General features: G+C 71.3%; 25 protein-coding genes. 9 read left to right on the top strand and 16 right to left on the bottom strand.

What is annotated here, in order from left to right; translation table 11 throughout:
• Positions 1–2 precede the first annotated feature (2 nt).
• Both ACQEVG_RS10980 and ACQEVG_RS10975 read left to right on the top strand, forming a co-directional pair.
• The gene (locus ACQEVG_RS10980) at positions 3–2,522 is read left to right on the top strand and encodes an ABC transporter permease subunit (RefSeq protein WP_432980660.1); all 2,520 of its coding nucleotides are present in this window, start codon (positions 3–5) and stop codon (positions 2,520–2,522) included.
• A complete protein-coding gene (locus ACQEVG_RS10975; RefSeq protein ID WP_432980657.1) occupies positions 2,519–3,178 on the top strand; it encodes an ATP-binding cassette domain-containing protein in 660 nt (219 codons plus the stop codon). Before ACQEVG_RS10980 ends, ACQEVG_RS10975 begins: the two co-directional genes overlap by 4 nt.
• 75 nt (positions 3,179–3,253) lie before the next feature.
• Here ACQEVG_RS10975 and ACQEVG_RS10970 read toward each other — a convergent pair whose 3' ends face one another.
• Positions 3,254–3,904: a transglycosylase family protein gene (locus tag ACQEVG_RS10970; protein WP_432980654.1), complete on the bottom strand. Its 651-nt coding sequence runs from the start codon at positions 3,902–3,904 to the stop codon at positions 3,254–3,256.
• 531 nt (positions 3,905–4,435) lie between these two features.
• On the opposite strand from ACQEVG_RS10970, the gene ACQEVG_RS10965 reads away from it, so the two are divergent.
• Together ACQEVG_RS10965 and ACQEVG_RS10960 are read left to right on the top strand one after the other, a co-directional pair.
• On the top strand, positions 4,436–5,215 hold the full coding sequence (locus ACQEVG_RS10965) for a hypothetical protein (RefSeq protein WP_432985255.1): 780 nt from the start codon (positions 4,436–4,438) through the stop codon (positions 5,213–5,215).
• 119 nt (positions 5,216–5,334) lie between these two features.
• Positions 5,335–5,613, top strand: a complete 279-nt coding sequence (locus ACQEVG_RS10960; protein ID WP_432980651.1) for a hypothetical protein — start codon at positions 5,335–5,337, stop codon at positions 5,611–5,613.
• Between the two features lie 75 nt (positions 5,614–5,688).
• Here the strand turns inward: ACQEVG_RS10960 and der are convergent, their stop codons facing one another.
• The 5 genes from der to aroH form a co-directional block, all read right to left on the bottom strand.
• Complete coding sequence (gene der / locus ACQEVG_RS10955; RefSeq protein WP_432980648.1) at positions 5,689–7,155, bottom strand: ribosome biogenesis GTPase Der; 1,467 nt, start codon at positions 7,153–7,155, stop codon at positions 5,689–5,691.
• Between the two features lie 70 nt (positions 7,156–7,225).
• On the bottom strand, positions 7,226–7,936 hold the full coding sequence (locus tag ACQEVG_RS10950; RefSeq protein WP_432980645.1) for a lysophospholipid acyltransferase family protein: 711 nt from the start codon (positions 7,934–7,936) through the stop codon (positions 7,226–7,228).
• Entirely contained in the window at positions 7,867–8,577 is a 711-nt protein-coding gene (gene cmk, locus ACQEVG_RS10945) for a (d)CMP kinase (RefSeq protein WP_432980642.1), read from the bottom strand. The genes ACQEVG_RS10950 and cmk overlap by 70 nt, the downstream gene beginning before the upstream one ends.
• Positions 8,578–8,713: 136 nt before the next feature.
• Positions 8,714–9,799: a prephenate dehydrogenase gene (locus tag ACQEVG_RS10940; RefSeq protein WP_432980639.1), complete on the bottom strand. Its 1,086-nt coding sequence runs from the start codon at positions 9,797–9,799 to the stop codon at positions 8,714–8,716.
• Positions 9,796–10,158, bottom strand: a complete 363-nt coding sequence (aroH, locus tag ACQEVG_RS10935) for a chorismate mutase (protein WP_432985252.1) — start codon at positions 10,156–10,158, stop codon at positions 9,796–9,798. The genes ACQEVG_RS10940 and aroH overlap by 4 nt, the downstream gene beginning before the upstream one ends.
• A gap of 143 nt (positions 10,159–10,301) precedes the next feature.
• Between aroH and ACQEVG_RS10930 the strand changes: the two genes are divergently transcribed.
• From ACQEVG_RS10930 to ACQEVG_RS10910, 5 genes are all read left to right on the top strand, one after another.
• Positions 10,302–10,634 (top strand): DUF952 domain-containing protein, encoded by a 333-nt coding sequence (locus ACQEVG_RS10930; RefSeq protein WP_432980636.1) that lies wholly within the window; start codon positions 10,302–10,304, stop codon positions 10,632–10,634.
• An 83-nt stretch (positions 10,635–10,717) separates the two neighbouring features.
• On the top strand, positions 10,718–11,380 hold the full coding sequence (locus tag ACQEVG_RS10925) for a hypothetical protein (protein ID WP_432980633.1): 663 nt from the start codon (positions 10,718–10,720) through the stop codon (positions 11,378–11,380).
• A gap of 8 nt (positions 11,381–11,388) precedes the next feature.
• Positions 11,389–11,991 (top strand): DUF6529 family protein, encoded by a 603-nt coding sequence (locus ACQEVG_RS10920; protein WP_432980630.1) that lies wholly within the window; start codon positions 11,389–11,391, stop codon positions 11,989–11,991.
• A gap of 20 nt (positions 11,992–12,011) precedes the next feature.
• Positions 12,012–12,476: a Rieske (2Fe-2S) protein gene (locus ACQEVG_RS10915; RefSeq protein ID WP_432980627.1), complete on the top strand. Its 465-nt coding sequence runs from the start codon at positions 12,012–12,014 to the stop codon at positions 12,474–12,476.
• 58 nt (positions 12,477–12,534) lie between these two features.
• The gene (locus ACQEVG_RS10910) at positions 12,535–13,272 is read left to right on the top strand and encodes a nucleotidyltransferase domain-containing protein (RefSeq protein WP_432980624.1); all 738 of its coding nucleotides are present in this window, start codon (positions 12,535–12,537) and stop codon (positions 13,270–13,272) included.
• On the opposite strand, the gene ACQEVG_RS10905 is transcribed toward ACQEVG_RS10910, so the two are convergent.
• The 10 genes from ACQEVG_RS10905 to ACQEVG_RS10860 form a co-directional block, all read right to left on the bottom strand.
• On the bottom strand, positions 13,204–13,980 hold the full coding sequence (locus tag ACQEVG_RS10905) for a nucleotidyltransferase domain-containing protein (protein WP_432980621.1): 777 nt from the start codon (positions 13,978–13,980) through the stop codon (positions 13,204–13,206). The genes ACQEVG_RS10910 and ACQEVG_RS10905 overlap by 69 nt on opposite strands.
• Before the next feature lie 3 nt (positions 13,981–13,983).
• Positions 13,984–15,015, bottom strand: a complete 1,032-nt coding sequence (locus tag ACQEVG_RS10900; protein WP_432980618.1) for an ADP-ribosylglycohydrolase family protein — start codon at positions 15,013–15,015, stop codon at positions 13,984–13,986.
• Positions 15,012–15,734, bottom strand: coding sequence for an NUDIX hydrolase (locus tag ACQEVG_RS10895; protein WP_432980615.1), 723 nt, complete (start codon positions 15,732–15,734; stop codon positions 15,012–15,014). The genes ACQEVG_RS10900 and ACQEVG_RS10895 overlap by 4 nt, the downstream gene beginning before the upstream one ends.
• Positions 15,731–16,843, bottom strand: coding sequence for an AAA family ATPase (locus ACQEVG_RS10890; protein WP_432980612.1), 1,113 nt, complete (start codon positions 16,841–16,843; stop codon positions 15,731–15,733). Before ACQEVG_RS10890 ends, ACQEVG_RS10895 begins: the two co-directional genes overlap by 4 nt.
• A complete protein-coding gene (pnuC, locus tag ACQEVG_RS10885) occupies positions 16,840–17,493 on the bottom strand; it encodes a nicotinamide riboside transporter PnuC (protein WP_432980609.1) in 654 nt (217 codons plus the stop codon). The genes ACQEVG_RS10890 and pnuC overlap by 4 nt, the downstream gene beginning before the upstream one ends.
• 125 nt (positions 17,494–17,618) lie before the next feature.
• Entirely contained in the window at positions 17,619–18,716 is a 1,098-nt protein-coding gene (locus ACQEVG_RS10880) for a pseudouridine synthase (RefSeq protein ID WP_404727273.1), read from the bottom strand.
• Positions 18,716–19,318, bottom strand: coding sequence for an SMC-Scp complex subunit ScpB (gene scpB / locus ACQEVG_RS10875; RefSeq protein WP_404727272.1), 603 nt, complete (start codon positions 19,316–19,318; stop codon positions 18,716–18,718). Before scpB ends, ACQEVG_RS10880 begins: the two co-directional genes overlap by 1 nt.
• Positions 19,315–20,487, bottom strand: a complete 1,173-nt coding sequence (locus ACQEVG_RS10870) for a segregation and condensation protein A (protein WP_432980604.1) — start codon at positions 20,485–20,487, stop codon at positions 19,315–19,317. Before ACQEVG_RS10870 ends, scpB begins: the two co-directional genes overlap by 4 nt.
• Before the next feature lie 49 nt (positions 20,488–20,536).
• On the bottom strand, positions 20,537–21,115 hold the full coding sequence (locus tag ACQEVG_RS10865; RefSeq protein WP_432985249.1) for a hypothetical protein: 579 nt from the start codon (positions 21,113–21,115) through the stop codon (positions 20,537–20,539).
• Positions 21,112–22,257 (bottom strand): ParA family protein, encoded by a 1,146-nt coding sequence (locus ACQEVG_RS10860; protein WP_432980601.1) that lies wholly within the window; start codon positions 22,255–22,257, stop codon positions 21,112–21,114. Before ACQEVG_RS10860 ends, ACQEVG_RS10865 begins: the two co-directional genes overlap by 4 nt.
• Positions 22,258–22,586: the final 329 nt, after the last annotated feature.

The raw sequence follows: 22,586 nt of genomic DNA, 5'->3' as shown, positions 1-22,586 counted from the left end.
GGGTGAGCTCGCTGACGTACGACCTCACCCTCGCGGGGCTCGCGGTCGGCAGTGCGGCCGCGCTCACCGGGATCGGACTGATCGTCACCTACCGGGCGACGGGTGTGCTCAATCTGGCGCACGGCGCCATCGCGATGGTCTGCGCGTATGTGCTGCGGCAGTTCGCGGTGGAGTGGGGCTGGCCACTGCCGCTGGCTGCGGCGGTGACGCTGCTGGTCGTCGCCCCCGGGATCGGGCTGGTCCTGGACCGGCTGGTCTTCCGCCCGATCGCGATCCTCGAGGTGGATCCGGCACGCGCTCTGGTCGCGTCGATCGGTGTGTTCGTGCTTCTCGTCGGGGGCGCGGCACTGGTGTGGGGCAGCGGGGCACGGGCGGATGCGCCGCAGCTGCTGCCGGACGATCCGTGGGTGCAGCTGGCGATGGTGCTGCTGCTGGCCGCGCTGGTCACCGCGGTCACCCGGTGGACCCGCTTCGGCCGTGAGCTGCGCGCCGTCGTCGACAACCGCACGCTCGCGGCGCTGGGCGGTATCGACGCGGACCGGGTGTCGGCGGTGGGCTGGGCGTTCGGCTCGTTCACGGCCGGATTCACGGGTGTGCTGCTCGCTCCGTACGTACGCCTGGATCCGTACGGTCTGCCGCTGCTGGTCGTCGAGGTGATCGCCGTCGCCGTGCTGGCGCGGATGAAGAGCCTGACCGTGGCGGTGGTCTCGGCGCTGGCGATCGGTGTGGCGCAGGCACAGATGACGAGGCTGCATCCGTCGGGATGGGAGGAGTCCCTGCTCCAGGCGGTGGGCGCGAACCTCTTCGTGGTGGCGCTGCTGATCGCGGCGCTGCTGCTGCCGGGGGTGGGCGCGCAGGGCACGGTGGCGCGGGCGGCCGCGCCGGCGGTGCGCGTGCCCGGTGTTGTGTGGCTGGTGGCCGCGATCCTCTTCCTGCTCCCGCTCGGGCTGGCGGGCTCGGACCTGCACACCTCGATCCAGGTTCCGGCGCTGGCGGTGATTCTGCTGTCGCTGGTGGTGGTGACGGGCCGGGGCGGCCAGATCTCGCTGGGCCAGGCGGCGTACGCGGGTCTGGGCGCGCTCTTCACCGCGCTGCTGGCGGCCGGGCGCTTCCCCGCTCTTCCGGCGATGCCCGAACTGCTCGCCCTGGTGGTCGCGGTGCTGCTGGTCGCGCCGCTCGGCCTGCTGACGGGCTGGCCGGCGATCGGCCGCCACGGCCTGGCGCTGGCGCTGGCGACGCTGGCGGTGGGGGTGGGGGTGAGCCGCTTCGTCTTCGCGCAGCCGTACGCGACGGCGGGGCTCTCCCTGTCACGGCCGGCCGGACTGAGCTCCGACCGGGCGTACTACGTCGTCGAACTGGCGGTCCTGGCGGGCGCGTTGCTGGCCGTCGCCGCACTGCGCCGGGGCCGAACGGGCCGTGCGCTGGCGGCCCTGCGCGACCACGAGCCGGGCGCGTCGGCGGCGGGCGTCCGCGTCGCCTCCCTCAAAATCCTCGCCTTCGTCCTGGGCGCGGCCCTGGCGGCCCTGGGCGGCGGCCTGCTGGGCATGGGGCTGCGCGCCTTCGACCCTGCGGCGTACGACCCGGTCCGCGGCCTGCTCTGGTTCGCCGCGGTGGTGGTCCTGGGCGCGGACAACCTGGTGGGCCCGCTGGTCGCGGCGGCCCTGCTGGTGGGCCTGGACGCGGGAGCCCGCGGCGGTGTGGCGGCGGCGCTGATCGGCATCCTGGCGGTCCTGATCGGCCGCTTCCCGGACCTCCCGAACCGGGCGCTGCGGGGTTTGGGGATGGGCTCACAGCGGGCCCCCGTGCGCGCCCGGGCGACTCGGGAGCCCGCGGGCACGAGGCCCGGCCCGGGCCGGGCCCGGAGCTCCGGCGCGTCCGCCCATCGGCTCGTTGCCCGCCAAGTCCGGCTCAGATACCGGGACTTCACCGCGCTCGACGGCGTCGATCTCACACTCACCGCCGGACGGGTCACCGCCCTCGTCGGAGCCAACGGCGCCGGCAAGAGCACCCTGTTCCACTGCCTGTGCGGGACCCTGCGGCCCGATGCCGGGCGGATCGAGCTCGACGGGGTCGACATCACCCGGCGCGCGGCCCACGCGCGGACGCGGCTCGGGATCGCCAGGACATTCCAGCAGCTCGCGGTCTTTCCCTCGCTGACCGTCGAGGAGAACGTACGCATCGGTGCCGAGCAGGGCCGCAGGCGCGACGCCTCCGCCGTCGGGCCCGTGCTGCGGCTGCTCGGGCTCGACGGGCCCATCCGGCACCGGCCCGCCGCCGGCCTCTCCACCGGGGCCCTGCGCCGCGTCGAGATCGGGCGGGCGCTCGCCGGGAGGCCGCACACGCTGCTGCTCGACGAGCCCGCCGCCGGACTCGACGCCGTGGAGGCCGAGGCACTCGCCCGCATCCTCGGCGCGCTCGCCGCGGACGGTATGGCCGTGCTGGTGGTCGAGCACGATCTCGATCTCGTCGCGCGCATCGCACACACCGTGCATGTCATGGAGGCGGGGCGGATCGTGCGATGACCCTGGAGATCGAGCTGCGCGCCGCCCGCGTACGGTACGGACCCCTGGAGGCCCTGCACGGGGTCCGCCTTCCCGTACCCGCCGGCGGCGTCACCGTGCTGATCGGGCGCAATGGCTCGGGCCGTACCACCGCCCTGCGCGCCCTCGCCGGGACCGTGCCACTCTCCGCCGGGCGGGTGCTGTGGCGCGGCGCCGACGTCACGGGCCTGCACGCCCACGAACGGGCCCGCCGCGGCATGTGCTTCGTACCGGATCTGCGTGCCGTGTACGACACCCTCACCGTCGCGGAGAATCTCGGACTCGCCGCGCCGGACGGGGACTTCGCCCGCGCCCTCGACGGCTATCCCGCCCTGCGGCCGCTGCTGGCACGCCGGGCCGGCACCCTCTCCGGCGGCGAGCAGCGCATGCTCGCGGTCTCCCGCGCGCTCCTGTCGCCCGCCCGCGTGCTTCTCCTCGACGAACCCGCCCAGGGCATGTCGCCCGCCGTCGCGGCACGCACGTACGAACTCCTGCGCGCCCTCGATGCCGCCGTGGTCGTCGCCGAGCAGCGTCTGCCGCCCGGCCTGGCCGACGGCCGGACACCCGTCCTCGTCCATGAACTGCGCCGCGGCTCCGTCGCGTTCAGCGGCGAGCCCGGCGAACTCGCTCCGCAATGACGGGCATCGCCCGCCACGTTCCGCGCGGTGGGCAGCCCCACCCGGCCGGACCGGGTGGGGCTGCCCACGTACGCCTCAGAGCGCGAGCCGCTGCCCGGGCAGGATCACGTCCGGATCAGCGCCGATGACGCCCTTGTTGGCGGCGTACAGCGAGCGCCAGTCTCTGCCGTGCGCCGCCGCGATCCCACTCAGGGTGTCGCCGCGCCGGACGGTGTAGTCGGCGCCGCGGCCGCCGCGGTCGGCGTGAGCCGCTGCCCGCTCCGGCGCCTTTGCCGGAGCGGCCGGAACCGCGGCCTTGATCTTGGTCTTCGCCTTGGCCTTGTGTGCCGAGGACTGCTTCGCCGTCGCCTTGGCCGCCGGCGCGCTGCCGTACGCCCCGGCCCGCGACGAACAGGTGGGCCACGCGCCCCATCCCTGGGCCCGCTGGACCTTCGTGGCCACCGCGATCTGCTGTGACTTGCTGGCGCCGTCGGCGGTGGACGCGTACTCCCCGCCGCCGTAGGCCCGCCAGGTCCCGGCGGAGAACTGCAGTCCGCCGTAGTAACCGTTGCCGGTGTTGATGTGCCAGTTTCCGCCGCTCTCGCACTGGGCGATGCGGTCCCATACCCCACTGTCCGCGGCTTGGGCACTGCCCGTGGCGCTGAGCAGGGCCAGCGGCGCCACCAGTGCGGCGCCGAGAAGCGCCGCCGTGTCACGCCTGCGTATGGAACGGGAACTCGTGAACATCAAATCCCTCTCGAAGGACCCGGGGTCCCTCAAGGCGGTGCGGACTTCGACGCATCCGGCGTCCTCGTCCGCTCCGCCCAGCCCGCCTGAGGCGGTGGTGCATCGGTGGTGCTCTGTGCCGCACTGGCTGTGCGGTCCGGGCGGGCTGTCCCGGGCGGTGCTCTCTGCACACGGCGGAGGAATCTAGGGACGTCAAGCCTCTGGCATCAACCAATTCCCTGTCATGCCAGGCCAGTTGCCCGTTACTCGCAGTAGCGGCGACATCAGGACACCCATTTGATCCGCCGATTTCATGATTTGTCGACCAACTGGTGAAGGGATCTGTGACCGGGTTCACCGCACCAACTTCCGTACGCACAGCTGTTGTTGACGCGGAGTAACCGATTCCGCCCATCCTTTGACCGATTGCGTCGGATGGTTCGATTCCGTTCCTTGTCGCGCGTGACTCCGGCCACAGATCCCCCGTTGAGCTCTTACGAGCCGGGACCGCCCGGCGCACGTATCAAGTCCGACAAGTCCGAGGAGCCACCCGTGCCGCGCATGCTCGACGTCAGCGAGGACGTACGCGCCGAGATCGGCGACGAAGAAGCCGACCGGCTGCTCGCGGGCGAGAACGCCCCGGGCAGCTACGACTGCACCTCCTGCCGCACCCCGGGCGACTCCGAGCAGGAACGAACCAGCACCGTGCTGTTCGTCGGCGAGGAGACCGCCGTCCTCGCCTTCGCCCACGCCACCTGCATCCCCTCACAGGTCGTCCAGGTCGCCGAGGACCAGCTGCAGGGCGCCGTCCGTTCCATCACCGGCGAAGAGCCGCAGCTGCCGGGCTCCGGTCCGGATCAGGCCGTGCTCGGCATCACCAGCGGTCTCGTGCTGATTCACGGCGAACTGCACCCCGCCCTGGTCGTCGAGCCGACCGCACCCATCGCCCGCCCCGGCACCACCGGCAACGGCCGGGACGAGTTCCTTCCGCTCCTCATCGAGCAGGGCTTCGTGCCGATCTCCGACGCGAACCAGCTGCCCGGCCGGCTGCCCGGCTGGTCCGTCCTGGTCGCCATGGGCCAGCTGCACGCCGTGCTCCAGCCCGGCACCGGCGGCGGCAACCCGGTCGCATGGTGGCAGGCCCATCAGCCCCTTCAGGTCACCGACGGCTGGCGGGCGGCCGCCAACAGGTCGCACAGGGTGCTCGTGTACGCCGCCCCGGTCGGCTCCATCGGCCAGCAGCCGCGCGAGGACCTGCTGCGCGAGGCGCTGGAGAAGGCCGCGGCCGGCGGCCGCCTGGTGGCCGCCACGATGCCGCTCGCGGGCACCTGATGCTCCCCCGGAAGAATGCAGCTGTGCGCAGCCCGCATCCGTCCGACTGCGGGGTCGTTGCAGGTAACGTGCACTCATACGACCCCTCGCGCCAGCCGTACCAGAGTCAGATCCCCGCCATGCGCCCTTCGCGGGATGCGACGGCCGGCTCCTCCCCCACGCCCATCTACGACGCGCTGTACTCCGAGTACCGCCGATCGTTCAGGGCGCTGCCGGGCGACCGTAGCGGCGAGGAGGATCTCGACTTCAAGGCCTTCGGCATCAGCCCGCACAGCAGACCCTCGGGGCAGCCGGGCCACCACCCCGGGACGGGCTGGCAGCCGTACCCGATGAGCCGTTCGCACAGTGGCGTGCACCTGCCGGCCGCGCTGCCGCCCGGCCCCCGCAGAGGCCTCTGAGAGAAGAGCGGCAGGCGACCGCACGACGCTGCCCCGGACCGACGACCGGTCCGGGGCAGCGGCATGTGCCTGCGGTCACTTCTTGCGGCCGCGCTTCTCACGCACCCGCACCGAGATGTGCAGCGGCGTCCCCTCGAAACCGAACTCCTCGCGCAGCCGGCGCTCGACGAAGCGGCGGTAGCCGTGCTCCAGGAAGCCGGAGGCGAAGAGCACGAACCGCGGCGGCTTGGTGCCCGCCTGGGTGCCGAAGAGGATGCGCGGCTGCTTGCCGCCGCGGATCGGATGCGGGTGGGAAGCGACGATCTCACCGAGGAAGGCGTTCAGCCGGCCCGTCGGGACGCGGGTCTCCCAGCCTTCGAGAGCCGTCTCGATCGCCGGGACCAGCTTCTCCATGTGGCGGCCGGTACGGGCGGAGACATTGACCCGCGGAGCCCAGGCGATCTGGGCCAGCTCGGTCTCGATCTCGCGCTCCAGGTAGTAGCGGCGCTCCTCGTCGAGGGTGTCCCACTTGTTGTACGCGATCACCAGGGCGCGGCCCGCCTCGACGGCCATCGTGATGATCCGCTGGTCCTGGACGCTGATCGACTCGCTGGCGTCGATCAGGACGACCGCGACCTCCGCCTTCTCGACGGCGGCGGCGGTGCGCAGCGAGGCGTAGTAGTCCGCGCCCTCCTGGAGGTGGACCCGACGGCGGATGCCTGCCGTGTCGATGAACTTCCAGGTGACGCCGCCGAGTTGAATCAGCTCGTCGACCGGGTCGCGGGTGGTGCCGGCGATCTCGTTGACGACGACGCGGTCCTCGTTGGCGACCTTGTTCAGCAGCGAGGACTTGCCGACGTTCGGGCGGCCGATCAGGGCGATGCGGCGCGGGCCGCCGACGGCGTTGCCGAAGGTCTGGGCCGGGGCCTCGGGCAGCGCCTCGAGGACGGCGTCGAGCATGTCACCCGTACCGCGGCCGTGCAGCGACGAGACGGGGTGCGGCTGGCCCAGGCCGAGGGACCACAGGGCGGTGGCGTCCGCCTCACCGCTCGGTCCGTCGACCTTGTTGGCGCAGAGCACGACGGGCTTGCCGGCCCGGCGCAGCAGCTTCACGACGGCTTCGTCGGTGTCCGTGGCGCCGACGGTCGAGTCAACGACGAAGACGACCGCGTCGGCGGCCTCGATCGCGTACTCGGCCTGGGCGGCGACGGAGGCGTCGATGCCGAGGACGTCCTGCTCCCAGCCGCCGGTGTCGACGACCTTGAAACGGCGGCCCGCCCACTCGGCCTCGTAGGTGACGCGGTCGCGAGTGACGCCGGGCTTGTCCTCGACGACGGCCTCACGGCGGCCGATGATGCGGTTCACCAGGGTCGACTTGCCGACATTGGGGCGGCCGACGACGGCGAGGACGGGCAGCGGGCCGTGACCGGCCTCCTCGATCGCGCCCTCGACGTCCTCGAGGTCGAAGCCCTCTTCCGCGGCGAGCTCCATGAACTCCGCGTACTCGGCGTCGCCAAGCGCTCCGTGCTCGTGCTCGTCGCCGGAGTGGATCTGGTCGTTCATGAAGTGCGTACCTCGTTACGTTGCATCATCGATGGCCCCGCGATCGCGCGGTCCACTACTCAAGTCTTACCTAGCGCCCGGTGAGACGCTTGGCGTTTTCCAGGTGGGCGGTCAGCCGCTCCTGGATCCGTACGGTCGCTTCGTCCAGCGCCTTGCGCGTACGGCGGCCGCTGCTGTCGCCCGCCTCGAAGGCGTCGCCGAAGACGACGTCGACCCGGCTGCGCAGCGGAGGCAGCGCCCGTATCAACCGTCCACGGCGCTCGGTGCTTCCCAGCACCGCGACCGGGACGATCGGGGCGCCGGAGCGTACGGCGAAGTACGCGAGACCGGAGCGCAGCGAGGCGAAGTCTCCCTCACCGCGGGTGCCCTCGGGAAAGATCCCCAGGACGCCGCCGTTCTCCAGCACGCCGAGGGCGTTCGTGATGGCGGTGCGGTCGGTGGTCGTACGGTCCACCTTCAGCTGACCGATTCCCAGCAGGAACGGGTCGAGGGGGCCGACGAACGCCTCCTTCTTGATCAGGAAGTGCACGGGCCGGGGCGCGGTGCCCATCAGCATCGGCCCGTCGATGTTGTGCGAGTGGTTCACGGCGAGGATGACCGGCCCGGCTGCCGGGACCCGCCAGGCGCCGAGCACCCGGGGCCGCCACAGCCCATACATGAGCCCGATGCCGATGCCACGCCCGACCGCCGCGCCCCTCTCGGAGGGTACGGTCACCGCCCGCCCCGCTTCTCCATGTTGTCGGTCGCGCTCAGCCGCTCCTCCACGAGGGTGACGACGCACTCGATGACCTGCTGCAGGGTCAGATCGGTGGTGTCCACCTCGACGGCGTCGTCCGCCTTGGCGAGCGGGGACGTCTTACGGCTGGAGTCGGCCGCGTCCCGCTTGATCAGGGCTTCCCTGGTGGCCGCGATGTCGGAGCCCTTCAGCTCCCCGCTGCGCCGGGCGGCGCGGGCCTCGGGCGATGCGGTCAGGAAGATCTTCAGGTCCGCGTCCGGCAGGACCGTCGTGCCGATGTCGCGCCCCTCGACGACGATGCCCTTCTCGGCGGCCGAAGCGATGGAGCGCTGCAGCTCGGTGATCCGGGCACGCACCTCGGCCACGGCGCTGACCGCGCTGACCTTGGAGCTGACCTCTTGGGTACGGATGGGCCCCGAGGCGTCCAGGCCGTCGACGGTGATGGTCGGGGCGGCGGGGTCGGTACCGGAGACTATGGCGGGCTTGCCCGCGGCGGTCGCAATCGCGGCGGGGTCCTGGACGTCGACGCCGTTGGTGATCATCCACCAGGTGATCGCCCGGTACTGGGCACCGGTGTCCAGATAGCTGAGCCCCAGCGCGGCGGCGACAGCCTTGGACGTGCTCGACTTGCCCGTGCCGGCGGGGCCGTCGATGGCGACGATCACGGATTCCACGGTGTCGGACACCTTCCTGATACGCGGAGAGGGCAGGCGGAATTGCCGATGGGCCCCGAACAAGGTTACCGAGTACTCGGGGCCGCCTTTACACACGGACGGCGGCAACGGTTCACCCGGACGCCGCGCCGAACCGCAGCCGGCGGGGTCACTGCCGGATCGACCAGCCCCGTTCGCGCAGGGATGCCGTCAGGACCGTCGCCGCCGCGGGCTCCACCATCAGCTGGACCAGGCCCGCCTGCTGGCCCGTCGCGTGTTCGATGCGGACGTCCTCGATGTTCACGCCCGCGCGGCCCGCGTCCGCGAAGATCCGGGCCAGCTCGCCGGGCTGGTCGCTGATCAGGACCGCCACGATCTCGTACGACGCCGGAGCGGCGCCGTGCTTGCCCGGGACCCGGGCCCGGCCCGCGTTGCCGCGGAGCAGGACGTCCTCGATGCCCTCGACCCCGTCCTGGCGCTTGGACTCGTCGGAGGACTGCAGCGCCCGCAGCGCCTGGACCGTCTCGTCCAGATCCTCCGCCACCCCGGCCAGTACGTCGGCCACCGGGCCCGGGTTCGCGGAAAGAATCTCGACCCACATCCGGGGGTCGGACGCCGCGATCCGGGTGACGTCGCGGATGCCCTGGCCACAGAGCCGTACGGCCGTGTCGTCCGCGTCCTCCAGCCGCGCCGCGACCATCGAGGAGATCAGCTGCGGGGTGTGGGAGACGAGCGCCACCGCCCGGTCGTGGGCGTCGGCGTCCATGACCACCGGGACGGCCCGGCAGAGCGCCACCAGCTCCAGGGCGAGGTTGAGGACCTCGGTGTCGGTCTCGCGCGTGGGCGTCAGCACCCACGGGCGGCCCTCGAAGAGGTCCGCGGTCGCCGCCAGCGGGCCCGAGCGTTCCTTGCCCGACATCGGATGCGTGCCGATGTACCCGCTCAGGTCGAGCCCCAGCGCCTCCAGCTCGCGCCGCGGGCCGCCCTTGACGCTCGCCACGTCGAGATAACCGCGGGCGATCCCGGCACGCATCGCGTCGGCGAGCGCGGTGGCGACATGCGCGGGCGGTACGGCGACGATCACGAGGTCGACCCGGCCCTCCGGCGCCTCGTCCGTGCCCGCGCCGAGCGCGGCGGCCGTACGGGCCCGCTCCGGGTCGTGGTCCACGAGGTGGACGGCGACTCCGCGCCCCGCCAGGGCGAGGGCCGCTGAGGTGCCGATCAGGCCGGTTCCGATGACGACAGCGGTTCTCACTGGGCGATGTCCTTGCGCAGGGCGGCCGCGGCACCGAGGTACACGTGCGCGATCTCGGATTTGGGCAGATCGGACTCGACATGGGCGAGTATCCGTACGACGCGCGGCATGGCCCCGACGATGTCCAGCTCCTGGGCGCAGATCAGCGGTACATCGACAATGCCGAGCTTGCGAGCCGCGGCCGCCGGGAAGTCGCTGTGCAGATCGGGCGTCGCGGTGAACCAGACGCTGATCAGGTCGTCCGTGGTGAGGGCATTGCGCTCCAGGATGGCGGTGAGCAGCTCGCTGACCTGCTCGTCCATGTGCCCGGCCTCGTCCCGTTCCAGCTGGACGGCTCCACGGACCGCTCGTACCGCCACGTCGTGCTCCTTCATGTGCGAGTGCTGCATTCAGCGTAGTCACGCCCCGGAGCGGACGGCCGCGGCGACCGCCCTCCGAGACGAAGCGCGCGACCGCCTGCCCCCGCTCCCCCCGGGTCGGGCCTTGCGCTACAACTGGCGACATGCTCTTTCATGTCGTTCCCGTGGACGAATGGACTGCGGACGTGGACCGTCCGTACGCTCCCGCCTCGCTGGCCACCGAGGGCTTTGTGCACTGCTCGCCCGACGAGCCGGCCGCACTCGCCATCGCCGACGGCCTCTACCGGGACGTGCCGGACCTGCTGGTGCTCCGGATAGACGAATCCGGGCTCGGTGCCGAGGTCCGCTGGGAGGGCTCCGCGGACATGGTCTTCCCGCATGTGTACGGGCCGATCGAGCGGGCGGCCGTCACCGGAGTGCTCGCGGTGCGCCGGGACATGGACGGACACGCGCGGGAGCTCACGCCCTGGGCGTGAAGCAGCGTACGACTGGACGCGCCGCTGCGGGTGCAGTTGCATGGTGGGTCTGAGCATGCCCCACCCACCGGGGAAGGCCGCCCATGAAGCCGTCAGGACCACTGTTCACACTGCTGGCCGGGCTGTTGCTGGGCATTTTCATGCTCTCGCTCAATGCCACGTCGGGGACGAAGGCCAGTTCCTCGTACGACGGGGCCACCGCGACACCTACGCCGACGGGCCCCGCGACGGCCGCCCCGAGCACGGCGCCGCCCGCGTCCCCCTCCCTCACGCCGACCCCGGCGCCCGACTCCGACTACGCGGGCCGTACGGCCGACGACACCGCCGCCGTCTCCGTATCCGTACGTGACGGGAAAGCGATCGGGTACTTCTGTGACGGCAGCAGCCAGGAGTCGTGGCTGAAGGGCGACGTCAAGGACGACGGCAGCATGCGGCTGACCGGCCGGAACGGCGCCCGGCTCGACGGCGTTCTGCGCGCCGGGAAGATCGACGGTACGGTCGAAATCCGGGACCGGACCTGGCAGTTCACCGCCGCCAGGGCGGTCCGACCGTCCGGCCTGTACCGCGCCACCGCCGAGGTGCGCGGCGCGAAGATCGACGGTGGCTGGATCGTTCTGCAGAACGGCCGCCAGGTCGGCATCCTCAACCGGGACGGCAAGCCCGCCGCCGCGCCCCGGATCGACCCCGCATCCGGCGCCGTCGTGGTGGACGGCACCCGGCTCACCGCCCGCCCCGTCGTCCCCTGAGGTGCGTCATGAGCTTCGGCCCCGTGGACCCCAACGCCCGCACCACCTCCTACCCCGCCCCGCCGGGCGGGGCTACCCGCCCGAGCGCGGCGAGCTTCCTCGTCCCCGCCCTGGTGGCCGCCGCGGTCGCGGTCGGGCTCGGGGCATACGGAAGAGTGCACGACCCGGCCGGCACGGCGTTCAACCTCGCCGGCTTCAGCAGCACCGGGGCGGTCAAGTCCTGGCTGGGCACGGCCTCCTTCGTCTTCGCCCTCGTACAGCTCGGCTCGGCGCTCGTGATGTACGGCCGGCTGCCGGGCCTGCGCGCCGCTTCCTGGACCCCGGCTCTGCACCGCTGGTCGGGCCGGGTCGCGTTCCTGCTGGCGGTGCCCGTTGCGGTCCACTGCCTGTACGCACTGGGCTATCAGACGTACAGCACGCGCGTGATGTGGCACTCGCTGCTCGGTTGCTTCTTCTTCGGCGCATTCAGCGCCAAGATGCTCCTGCTGCGAACGGAACGGCTGCCTGGCTGGCTGCTGCCGGTCGTCGGCGGAGCTGCCTTCACGGCGCTCACGGTGATCTGGCTGACCTCGGCGCTGTGGTTCTTCCGCACGGTGGGGGTGACGACATGACACGACATAAGGAGACAGCCATGGAAGCGCGGCGACGGACGGTGCTTGCGGCGGGCGCTGCGGGTGCCGCCGCACTGGTGGCCGGTTGCAGTGAATACGGGGACAGCGGCGGCGGCGCGGCGTCGAAGACGCCGACCACGCAGCCTGCCACACCCAGCGGCGAGCCGAGCGGCACCGCGGCGGCGTCGCCGCCCGCCGGTGAGGTGCTCGCCAAGACCTCCGACATCCCGGTGGACGGCGGCAAGGTCTTCGACGCCCAGAAGGTCGTGGTGACCCAGCCGCAGTCGGGCGAGTTCAAGGCCTTCTCCGCGATCTGCACCCACCAGGGCTGCACGGTCAAGACGATCGCGGACGGCATCATCAACTGCCCGTGCCACGGCAGCAAGTACCGCATCGCGGACGGCTCCGTGGCGGGCGGCCCCGCGCCGAAGCCACTGCCGCCGAAGCAGATCACGGTCTCCGGGGACACCATCCTGCTGGCCTAGGTACTGTCCGGCCGATCCTGCCGGGCAGGACCTGGCCCCCTCGCGTAATCTCTCGCGCATGACCTCGGTGGACCTGGTGCGCGACCACACGGTCTACTCCTGCGTGATGGGGTCACGCGCCTTCGGGCTCGCCACGGACGGCAGCGACACGGACCGCCGCGGGGTCTTCCTCGCGCCCACGCCGTTGTTCTGGCGCTTCGAGAAGCCTCCGACCCATCTCGAGGGCCCGGCCGAGGAGCAGTTCAGCTGGGAGCTGCAGCGGTTCTGCGAACTGTCGCTGCGCGCGAATCCCAATGTCCTGGAGTGTCTGCACTCACCGCTCGTCGAGCGCATCGACGACACCGGCCGCGAACTGCTCTCGCTGCGCGGAGCTTTCCTGTCCCGCCGGGCCCACCAGACGTTCGCGCGCTATGCGCAGGGCCAGCGACGGAAGCTGGAGTCGGACGTGGGCCGGCACGGGGCGCCGCGCTGGAAGCATGCGATGCATCTGCTGCGGCTGCTCGGCAGCTGCCGCGATCTGCTGCGCACGGGCGAGCTGGTGATCGACGTCGGCGCGGACCGGGAGCGGCTGCTCGCGGTCAAGCGCGGCGAAGTGCCGTGGCAGCGGGTCGAGGAGTGGATGACCCGCCTCAGCGCCGAGGCCGACGCGGCCGCGCCGGGCTCCCCGCTGCCGCCCGAACCCGACAGGGCACGGGTCGAGGACTTCCTCCTCCGCACCCGCCGGGCCTCAGCGCTCCAGTCGTATGCGGACGACGAAGTCGCGCAGCGCGTCGTAGACGGTGGGCTCGTCGGGTAGCCGCGTGGCCTGCCGCGCCTCGCCGAGCACGGCGAGCAGCGCTTCGACGTCGGCGCGCGCCTCTTCCAGGTCGACCCCGGATGCGGGGCCGTGTTCGGCGTTCGCCTTGGCCGCGATCAGTTCGGGCAACTGCCCCGGGGCGTCGACCTCTCCGAGCAGCGTGGGCAGATGGGCCTGCACCTCGCCGCTGCGCATCAGATGGATGCCGGTGAGCAGCGCGCGGAAGGTGTACAGGAGCGGCTTCAGCTCCCCGGTCTTCACGAAGAGTCGCCACTGGGTGTTGGCGAACCCCCGGTAGTGGTGGGCGTGGTGGCCCGTGAGCACGCCGGGGGCGAGCGCCACCAGCTCCGCGTGCGCGTCCGATGTGTGCACCACGAGCGGCGAGAGCAGCTGCTCCAGCACATAGCCGTTGCGCCGCAGCATCAGCCGTACGAACTTCCGCACGTCGTGCGTGACCAGATCCATCTCGACGCCGTCCCGGTCCCACATCCGGGACCGGGTCTCGTCCGGCTCGCTCAGCCCCAGCAGATCCTCGACCGGCAGCAGATGGACACCGCGCAGATCCACGTCCGAGTCCCGGGACGGGAATCCGTACAGATGCGCCCCGGAGACGGTGGCGAAGAGCAGCGGGTCGCTCTGTTCGGCGACGACGAGCCCGAGCTCCATGCCCAGCGGATCAGTCAGTGCCTCAGTCTGTGCGTCAGTCATGCATCAAGAGTCCCAGAGCGCGCCGAGCGACAGCAGATCGCTGCGGTACTCGATCCGCTCCGACCACTCCTTGGGCCATGCCCCCGCGCCCAGATGTGCCCCTGCGAACGCGCCCGCCAGGCAGGCTATGGAGTCCGAGTCACCCTTCGTGCAGGCGGCCCGGCGCAGCGCCATCACCGGCTCTTCGGGGAAGAGCAGGAAGCACAGCAGCGCGGTGGCGAGTGCTTCCTCGGCGATCCATCCGTCGCCCGTGGCCAGGCACGGGTCCGTCTCCGGGTTCGCCGTGCGCAGTGCCGTCGCGAGCCGTTCCAGGGTCTGCAGGCACTCGTCCCAGCCGCGGGCCATGAAGGCCTCGGGCGTCGGGTCGTGCGAGTAGGTCCACAGATTGCCCAGCCAGCGCTCGTAGTACCGGCTGCGGTTCTCGTACGCGTACGAGCGCAGCTGGCCCACCAGCCCCATCGGCTCCGCGCCCTGCGCGAGCAGGTGGACGGCGCGGGCCGTCAGATCGCTCGCCGCGAGCGCCGTCGGGTGGCCGTGGGTGAGCGCGGACTGCAACTGCGCCGCTCCCGCGCGCTGTTCCTCGCTCAGCCCCGGTACGAGTCCCACGGGCGCGACCCGCATATTGGCGCCGCAGCCCTTGGAGCCGATCTGGCTCGCCTCCTGCCAGGGCCGGTCGCTGTCGAGTTTCTGGCAGGCCACCATGCAGGTGCGGCCGGGGGCACGGTTGTTCTCCGGGGAGTGGTACCAGTCGACGAACTCCTCGCGCACCGGTCGCGTCAGCCGGGAGGCGACCAGCAGCCCGCGGTCCATCGCGGTGCGGATGCCGCGCGCCAGGGCGATCGTCATCTGAGTGTCGTCCGTGACGATCGCGGGCCGGGGAAGGTCCATCTCCCGCCACGGCCCGTGGGTGGCGAGAATCCGCGGCACATCGCTGAACTCGGTGGGGAAGCCGAGCGCGTCCCCGAGCGCAAGCCCGATCAGCGAGCCGGTGGCCGCTTGTTTGGTGATGGTCCTGGTGGTCCTGATGGCGGTCATGGCTGCCGTCCTTCCGGTCGCAGGAGTGGCGGGTGCAGGGCCGATGCAGCCCCCGCCCGATAGAGCGCGGCCGGTTTCCCGCGGCCGCCGGTGCGGCGCGGCCTGCCCTCGACCTGCTCGACGAAGCCGGGCGTGGCAAGGACTTTGCGCCGGAAGTTGGGGCGGTCGATCTCGACGCCCCAGACCGTCTCGTACACCTGTTGCAGCTCGCCGAGCGTGAACTCGGGCGGGCAGAAGCTGGTGGCGAGGCAGGTGTACTCGAGCTTGGCGCCGATCCGCTCGTGCGCGTCGGCGAGGATCCGGTCGTGGTCGAAGGCGAGCCCGGGCGCGTCCCCCAGCGGCATCCACTGGGCGTGCGCCGCGTCCCCGCCGCCGCGCGGCTCCGGCAGATCCGGCAGCAGCGCGGTGTACGCGACGGACACGACCCGCATCCTCGGGTCGCGGTCGGGGTCGCTGTAGGTCCGCAGCTGTTCCAGATGGAGGTCGGCGATGGTCTGCTGCGACAGGCCCGTCTCCTCGGCCAGTTCGCGGCGCGCGGCGATCCCGGCGGACTCCCTGGGGCGTACGAAGCCGCCGGGCAGCGCCCAGGCGCCCCGGTACGGCTCTTCCCCGCGCCGAACGAGCAGGACGTGCAGCCGTCCCTCGCGGACCGTGAAGACGGCGAGGTCGACGGTGACCGCGAAGGGCGGGAAGGCGCCCGGGTCGTAGCCTTCCATCATCGTTTCTCCGGAGTGGGGGTCCCCCCACGCCCGCAGGGCGTAGGGGGAGGATCGGCGAGGTCCCAGCCCTCGTCGATGAGGGCGTCCACCGCGGCGACGGCGGTGGCGAGCCGCTGCTCGTGCGGTCCGGCGAGCGTGATGAACCTGCGCCCGGTGCGGGTGAGTTCGTCCCTGAAACGACCGGTCATCCAGGGCCGCAGCTCCTCGCCGTCGCGCAGCCCGTCGTCCTCGAAGGCCACGCCCTCGTGGTCGGTGAGCAGCCACAGATGGTGGGTGACCCGGTCGGCGATCTCCTCCACGAACGGATTGCGGCCGCCGAGGTATCGCTCGTGCCAGACGGCGGTGGCGAAGGAGTCGGTGTCGCAGAAGAGCACGGGCGAGCCGTTGCGGGCGGCCCGGTTCTCCCTGCGGTTCTGCCGCTTGGCGATCACGGGGAACTCGTCGGAGGTGAACTCGACGTCCTCCCACTGGCTTTCCGGCCACTTCTCACGCAGGGCGGCCAGCTTCCGCTCGCTGTAGTCCCGGCCGCACTCGGGCACCCAGCGCGTGCTCGACCAGACTCCGCCACGCCGCTGGTAGTGCTCGGCGAGCGCGCGGGCCATGGTGGTGGTGCCGGTGGACTCGGCCCCGAGTACGACGACCCGGCGGGTGAGCCATGCCCGTACCGGCCGCTCCAGGTAGTCCCAGCAGCCGACCGGGTCCTTGCGGACGGTGGTCCCGGAGACCGGGAAGAGCGAGCGGTCCGCGTCCACGCAGACATGCTCGGCGCCGAAGCGCCGGGCGAGTTCGTCCCCGTACGGTTCGGAGGTGAACACGGCGTCGACGGCGTCCGGGACGGCCTCCCGGAAGATCGCCATGTGCGCGTCCCAGACGGCCGGGTCGGTGAGGTCCACCGGCACATCGTCCAGCGCCCCGACGACCCAGACGTTCTGGTGGACCTCCTCCATCCAGCGGACGCGTTCCCGCAGCGGGATCGACTCCACCGAGGCGGCGCAGACCAGGACGGTCAGCTTCTCGCAGCGGTCCTTGGCCGTCCGTACGAGATGGTGGTGCCCCGCGTGCGGCGGATAGAACTTGCCGAGCACCAGCCCGTGCCGATAGCGCTTCATGCCCGCACCGCCGCCAAGTCCCGCCGCTCCGCCAGCAGATCGCGCGACCAGCTGCGCAGCCCGCTGACGCAGAGGGTCATGAAGCCGGCGTACAGCAGGGAGGTGAGGTAGAGCTCCTTGTACGCGTAGAGCGGGATGTAGACGACGTCGGCCGCGATCCACAGCCACCAGGACTCGAGGCGCTTGCGGCACTGCCCGTATGTCGCCGTCAGCGACAGGGCGGTGGTGAGCGCGTCCCAGAAGGGGACGCTCGAGTCGGTGTTGCGGTCGAGGAGGAGCGTCAGTCCGAGGGTCCCCACCACCCCCGCCGCGAGCAGCCAGATCCACTCGGTGTGCGTGGTGCGCCGCACCGGGAGGCCGTCGTGACCTGGTCCACCCCCGTGGGTCCAGGTCCACCAGCCGTACACGGCGAGGGCGATGAAGACGACTTGCAGGCCCGCGTCCGCATACAGGCCGGTCTGGGTGAAGAGCAGGATGAAGAACAGGTTGTTGGCAATGCCGATCGGCCAGTTGGCGATGTGCTGACGGGCGACGAGCCAGACGCAGAGCGCGCCGCTGCCGAAGCCGAGGACCTCGGTCCAGCTCACCGGGGTGTCGAGCACGGTGAACAGCGGCTGCTGCAGGGGGCCGAGGATGTCCGCGAGACTCACGCCCGCCTCCTTAATAGTCATGTTGACTATAAAGGCGGACGGGCCGGTCCACAAGATGCGAGAAGCCCGCGGCCGAAGGTGACCGCGGGCTTTCTGCGAGAGGGGTGGTGCGTGAAGTGGTGCGACTACAGGCCGACTTCCTTCATCAGCATGCCGACCTCCGTGTTGGTCAGGCGGCGCAGCCAGCCGGACTTCTGGTCGCCGAGCGCGATCGGCCCGAAGGAGGTGCGTACGAGCTTGTCGACCGGGAAGCCCGCCTCGGCGAGCATCCGGCGCACGATGTGCTTGCGGCCCTCGTGCAGGGTCACTTCGACGAGGTAGTTCTTGCCGGTGTTCTCGACGACCCGGAAGTGGTCCGCACGGGCGTACCCGTCGTCGAGCTGGATGCCGTCCTTGAGCCGCTTGCCCAGCTCACGCGGGAGCGGGCCCTGGATCGCCGCCAGGTAGGTCTTCTTCACGCCGTACTTGGGGTGGGTCAGCCGGTGGGCCAGCTCGCCGTGGTTGGTGAGCAGGATGATGCCCTCGGTCTCGGTGTCGAGCCGGCCGACATGGAAGAGACGGGTCTCGCGGTTGGTGACGTAGTCGCCGAGGCACTGGCGGCCGTCCGGGTCCTCCATCGTGGATACGACACCGGCCGGCTTGTTCAGCGCGAAGAAGAGGTGCGACTGGGTGGCGACGGTCAGCCCGTCGACCTTGATCTCGTCCTTGTCGGGGTCCACGCGCAGCCCCTGCTCGACGACGATCTTGCCGTTGACCTCGACGCGGGCCTGGTCGATCAGCTCCTCACAGGCGCGGCGCGAGCCCATGCCCGCCCTGGCCAGCACCTTCTGCAGCCGCTCGCCCTCCTGCTCGGCGCCGGGGAAGGTCTTGGGAGTCTTGACCTGCGGCTTGTCGGCGTACCGGTCCCGGTTGCGCTGCTCGATCTTGGCGTCGAGCTCACGCGGGCGGGACGGCGCGCCGCGCCGCGCCCCCTGGGGCTTCTGCGCAGGCTTCGGGCCCCCCTTGGCACCGCCGCGCGCGGCCGCGCCACGGCCCTTGCGGGGGCCACCCTCCTCGGCGGAACCGCCCACGTCATAGCGGCGCTCCTCGGGACGGGGGCGGCGGGGGCGCTGCCCCTGCTTGTCGTCACGCCCCTTGCCGCCGGTGCCCCGGGAGTCCCGGTTCCCGCCGGCTCCCCGGGAGTCCCGGTTGCCGCTTCCGCTGTTCCTGCCGCTGCTTCGCATCAAAATTCCGTCTTGTCGTCTGCGTCGGTGTCCGGTGCGTCCGGATCGAACGACGGCACACCCTCTTGCGTCTCGGCCTCGATCGCCTCCGCCTCGGGAAGGAAGGGCGCGAGCTCCGGGAGCTCGTCCAGGCCACGCAGGCCCATCCGCTCCAGAAAGTAGTTCGTCGTCCTGTACAGGATCGCACCTGTTTCAGGTTCCGCGCCCGCCTCCTCGACCAGACCGCGCTGGAGGAGGGTGCGCATGACGCCGTCACAGTTCACTCCGCGTACGGCGGAGACGCGCGAACGGCTGACCGGCTGGCGGTAGGCGACCACCGCGAGGGTCTCCAGGGCGGCTTGGGTGAGGCGGGCCTGCTGCCCGTCGAGTACGAAGCGCTCCACGGCGTCGGCGTGCTCGGCGCGCGAATAGAACCGCCAGCCGCCCGCGACGAGCCGCAGCTCGAAGCCGCGGCCCTGAACGGTGTACTCGTCCGCCAGCTCCCGCAGCGCGTCGGCGACAGCCCGGCGCGGCTGCTCCAGGACCTTGGCGAGGTGCTCCTCGGTGGCCGGCTCGTCGACGACCATGAGGACCGCTTCGAGGGCGGGCTTGAGCTCACTCACTCGTTCTCCTCCTCCTGGCTCTCGCGAACCTCTTGATCGAATTCGTCGGTGACGGTCGCGTCCTGTTCGCCGCCGGTCCACTTGACCAGGAGCTCGCCCAGGGCGTCCTCCTGGTCGAGAGCGACGGCCTTCTCGCGGTAGAGCTCCAGGAGGGCGAGGAAGCGGGCGACCACGGTGAGTGTGTCACCGGCGCCCTCGACGAGCTCCCGGAAGGTGGCCTGCCCCCGCTCCCGCAGCAGCGCGACGACGACCTCGGCCTGCTCGCGGACGCTGACGAGGGGCGCGTGGATGTGGTCCACGTACACCTGCGGCTTGGGCTTGGGCTGCATGGCCTTGACCGCGAGCTTGGCGAAGCCCTCGGCGCCGATGCTGATGACGACCTCGGGCAGCAGCTCGGCGTGCTGGGGCTCGAGCCCGACGGTACGGGGATACCGCTTGCCCTCTTCCTCCAGCCGCGCGCTGAAGATCTCGGCGATCTGCTTGTACGCGCGGTACTGCAACAGCCGCGCGAAGAGCAGGTCGCGGGCTTCGAGCAGCGCGAGGTCCGCCTCGTCCTCCACCTCGGCGGAGGGGAGCAGCCGCGCGGCCTTGAGGTCGAGCAGGGTGGCGGCGACAACGAGGAACTCGGTGGTCTGATCGAGATCCCAGTCGTTGCCCATGGCGCGGATGTGCTGCATGAACTCATCGGTGACCTTTGAGAGGGCGACCTCGGTCACATCGAGCTTGTGCTTGGCGATGAGCTGCAGCAGCAGGTCGAAGGGCCCTTCAAAGTTGGCAAGCCGAACTTTGAACCGCCCGTCGTCGACGGCGTCGCCCTCGGGAGCGGGGTCGGGCTCGGGAGCGGGGTCGGGCTCGGCCGCGGCGGCCGGTGCCTCGGCCGGCTCGGCTGCCGCCGCCGGACCGTCGGCCGAGGCCTGGGCGGCCGCCTGAGGCTGGCGTTCCGGCTCGCCCTCCGGTGCCTCCTCCGCGCCCGAGGCTGAGACCCGGTCGCCGTCACGAAGCGGCTGACCGAGGTCTGAGGGCTCGCCCCCGGACTCAGCAAGGGGCGGCGCAGGCGAAGCCGGCCCGTCCCGGGTCGCGCCCGGGCCACGCCCCAGTGAGCGGCGGGGCGGGGCGGGGGTTGCCCCGGCCGAAGGCTGGGGGTGGGCGGATTCGTCGGTCGGGGGCATCGCGGTCCAGGAGCGGCAGGGGCAAGCAGGGGCAGCGCGCAGGCTACCGTCAGCGCCCGCGCAGACGTCGTACGAGGATGCTCGCGTCGCCCCGCTGCTCAAGATCCGCCAGTACCACCGCCACCGCCTCGCGGACGATCCGCCCGCGGTCCACGGCCAGCCCGTGCTCGCCGCGCAGCACCAGCCGCGCATGCTCGAGGTCCATCAGTTCCTCGGCCGAGACATAGACCGTGATCTTCTCGTCGTGCCGTTCGCGGCCACTGGGGCGACGGTTGGCACCACGCCCCCGCCGACGCGATTGCCCGGCCTGCGGCGCGGCAGCAGACGCAGCGGACGCGGACGCATCCTGCGGACGCCGCCCCTTCGCCCCGTCCGACGGGGACGCGGCCTCAGGCTCCCGCGCCCGTCCCTCCGCGGACGAGTCCGGCTCCGCGGCGGAGTGCTCCTCCGAAGAGGGGGCCGACGGCGACGACTCGGCCGCCGCCTCCCCCACCGGGTTGCTCTCCCCCGCCGGCGCCGGCACCCGCGGCTCGCCGTTCGCCTTGCGGCGCTGCGCCGCGGGAGAGGAAGCCTGCAGCCCCATTCCCCCGGTCGTACGGAACAGTTCGTCGGCCCCGGGCAGACTCACTCGGCGTGACACCGGGCGAGCACCTCCCTGGCGAGCTGGCGGTACGCGGCGGCGCCGACCGAGTTCGATGCGTACGTGGTGATCGGCTCACCTGCGACCGTGGTCTCCGGGAAGCGCACCGTCCGCCCGATCACCGTGTGGTAGACGTGATCGTCGAACGCCTCGACCACCCGCGCCAGCACCTCGCGGCTGTGCACCGTACGGGAGTCGTACATCGTGGCGAGGATGCCGTCGAGCTCCAGGTCGGGGTTGAGCCGCTCCTGGACCTTCTCGATCGTCTCCGTCAGCAGGGCGACACCGCGCAGCGCGAAGAACTCGCACTCGAGCGGCACGATCACCTTGTGCGCGGCGGTCAGCGCGTTCACCGTGAGCAGACCCAGCGACGGCTGGCAGTCGATCACGACGTAGTCGTAGTCGGACAGCAGCGGCTTCAGCGCGCGCTGCAGCGTCGACTCGCGCGCGACCTCGCTCACCAACTGCACTTCCGCGGCCGAGAGATCGATGTTGCTCGGCAGCAGGTCCATATTGGGCACGGCGGTCTTCAGCAGCACCTCGTCCGCCGACATGCCCCGCTCCATGAGCAGGTTGTAGACGGTGAGGTCCAGCTCCATCGGGTTGACGCCGAGGCCGACCGACAGGGCTCCCTGCGGGTCGAAGTCGACGAGCAGCACACGCCGTCCGTACTCGGCGAGCGCGGCGCCCAGGTTGATGGTCGACGTCGTCTTGCCGACGCCGCCCTTCTGGTTGCACATCGCGATGATCTTCGCGGGACCGTGGGAGGTCAGCGGGCCCGGGATCGGGAAGTACGGCAGCGGCCGCCCGGTGGGGCCGATCCGCTCGCGGCGCTGACGCGCGGCGTCAGGGGCGAGGGTGGCTGCGTACTCGGGATCGGGCTCGTACTCGGCATCGGGGTCGTAGAAGTGCCCTTCGGGGACTTCCTCGTAGGCGGCGAAGTGGGTGGACTCTCGGCCACTCTCGTTGCCGGCCATGGCGTTCACGTGTTGGCCGTCCATCATCTTCATCGTGTGGGCTGACGTCATGTGCGTCGTGTGCTGGTGCGTCTCGAAGGTTCGGACAGCGACGGAGCCGACAGCCTGGCGCCCGGGCTGTTCCCTTGACGGGACCTGGCCCCGCGCAGGCATTCCTGGTTGACCACCCCCGGGAGAAAATGTCGACTCATTCACAAGTCGTCTTACCTCCTTGGACGTGACCAGGACTTTATCGATAGGTCAGCGTGGCATCATGCCGACGGTTGGCGACTCTATGGCGTGTCACCGGTCCGCAGCAACACAATCCACCGGACCCGGCCCGATGTGTCGGCAACCGAACACCCTTCTGTCAAGGGTGCTCAGGGGTCCCGGCGTGACCTGGCACTCCGGTTTCGAGGGTGGGCGAATCGGTTAAAGGGTTACGTTCGAGGCGAGTTGATCGAGCGGTGCAAAGCGGTCGGATATACGTGCGGCCGGACCTT

Origin of the sequence: Streptomyces sp. CA-135486, assembly GCF_050936555.1 — a bacterium.
Lineage (GTDB): Bacteria > Actinomycetota > Actinomycetes > Streptomycetales > Streptomycetaceae > Streptomyces.
Note: the sequence above shows the minus strand (reverse complement) of the source record. Positions and strands in the feature narration are given on the sequence as shown.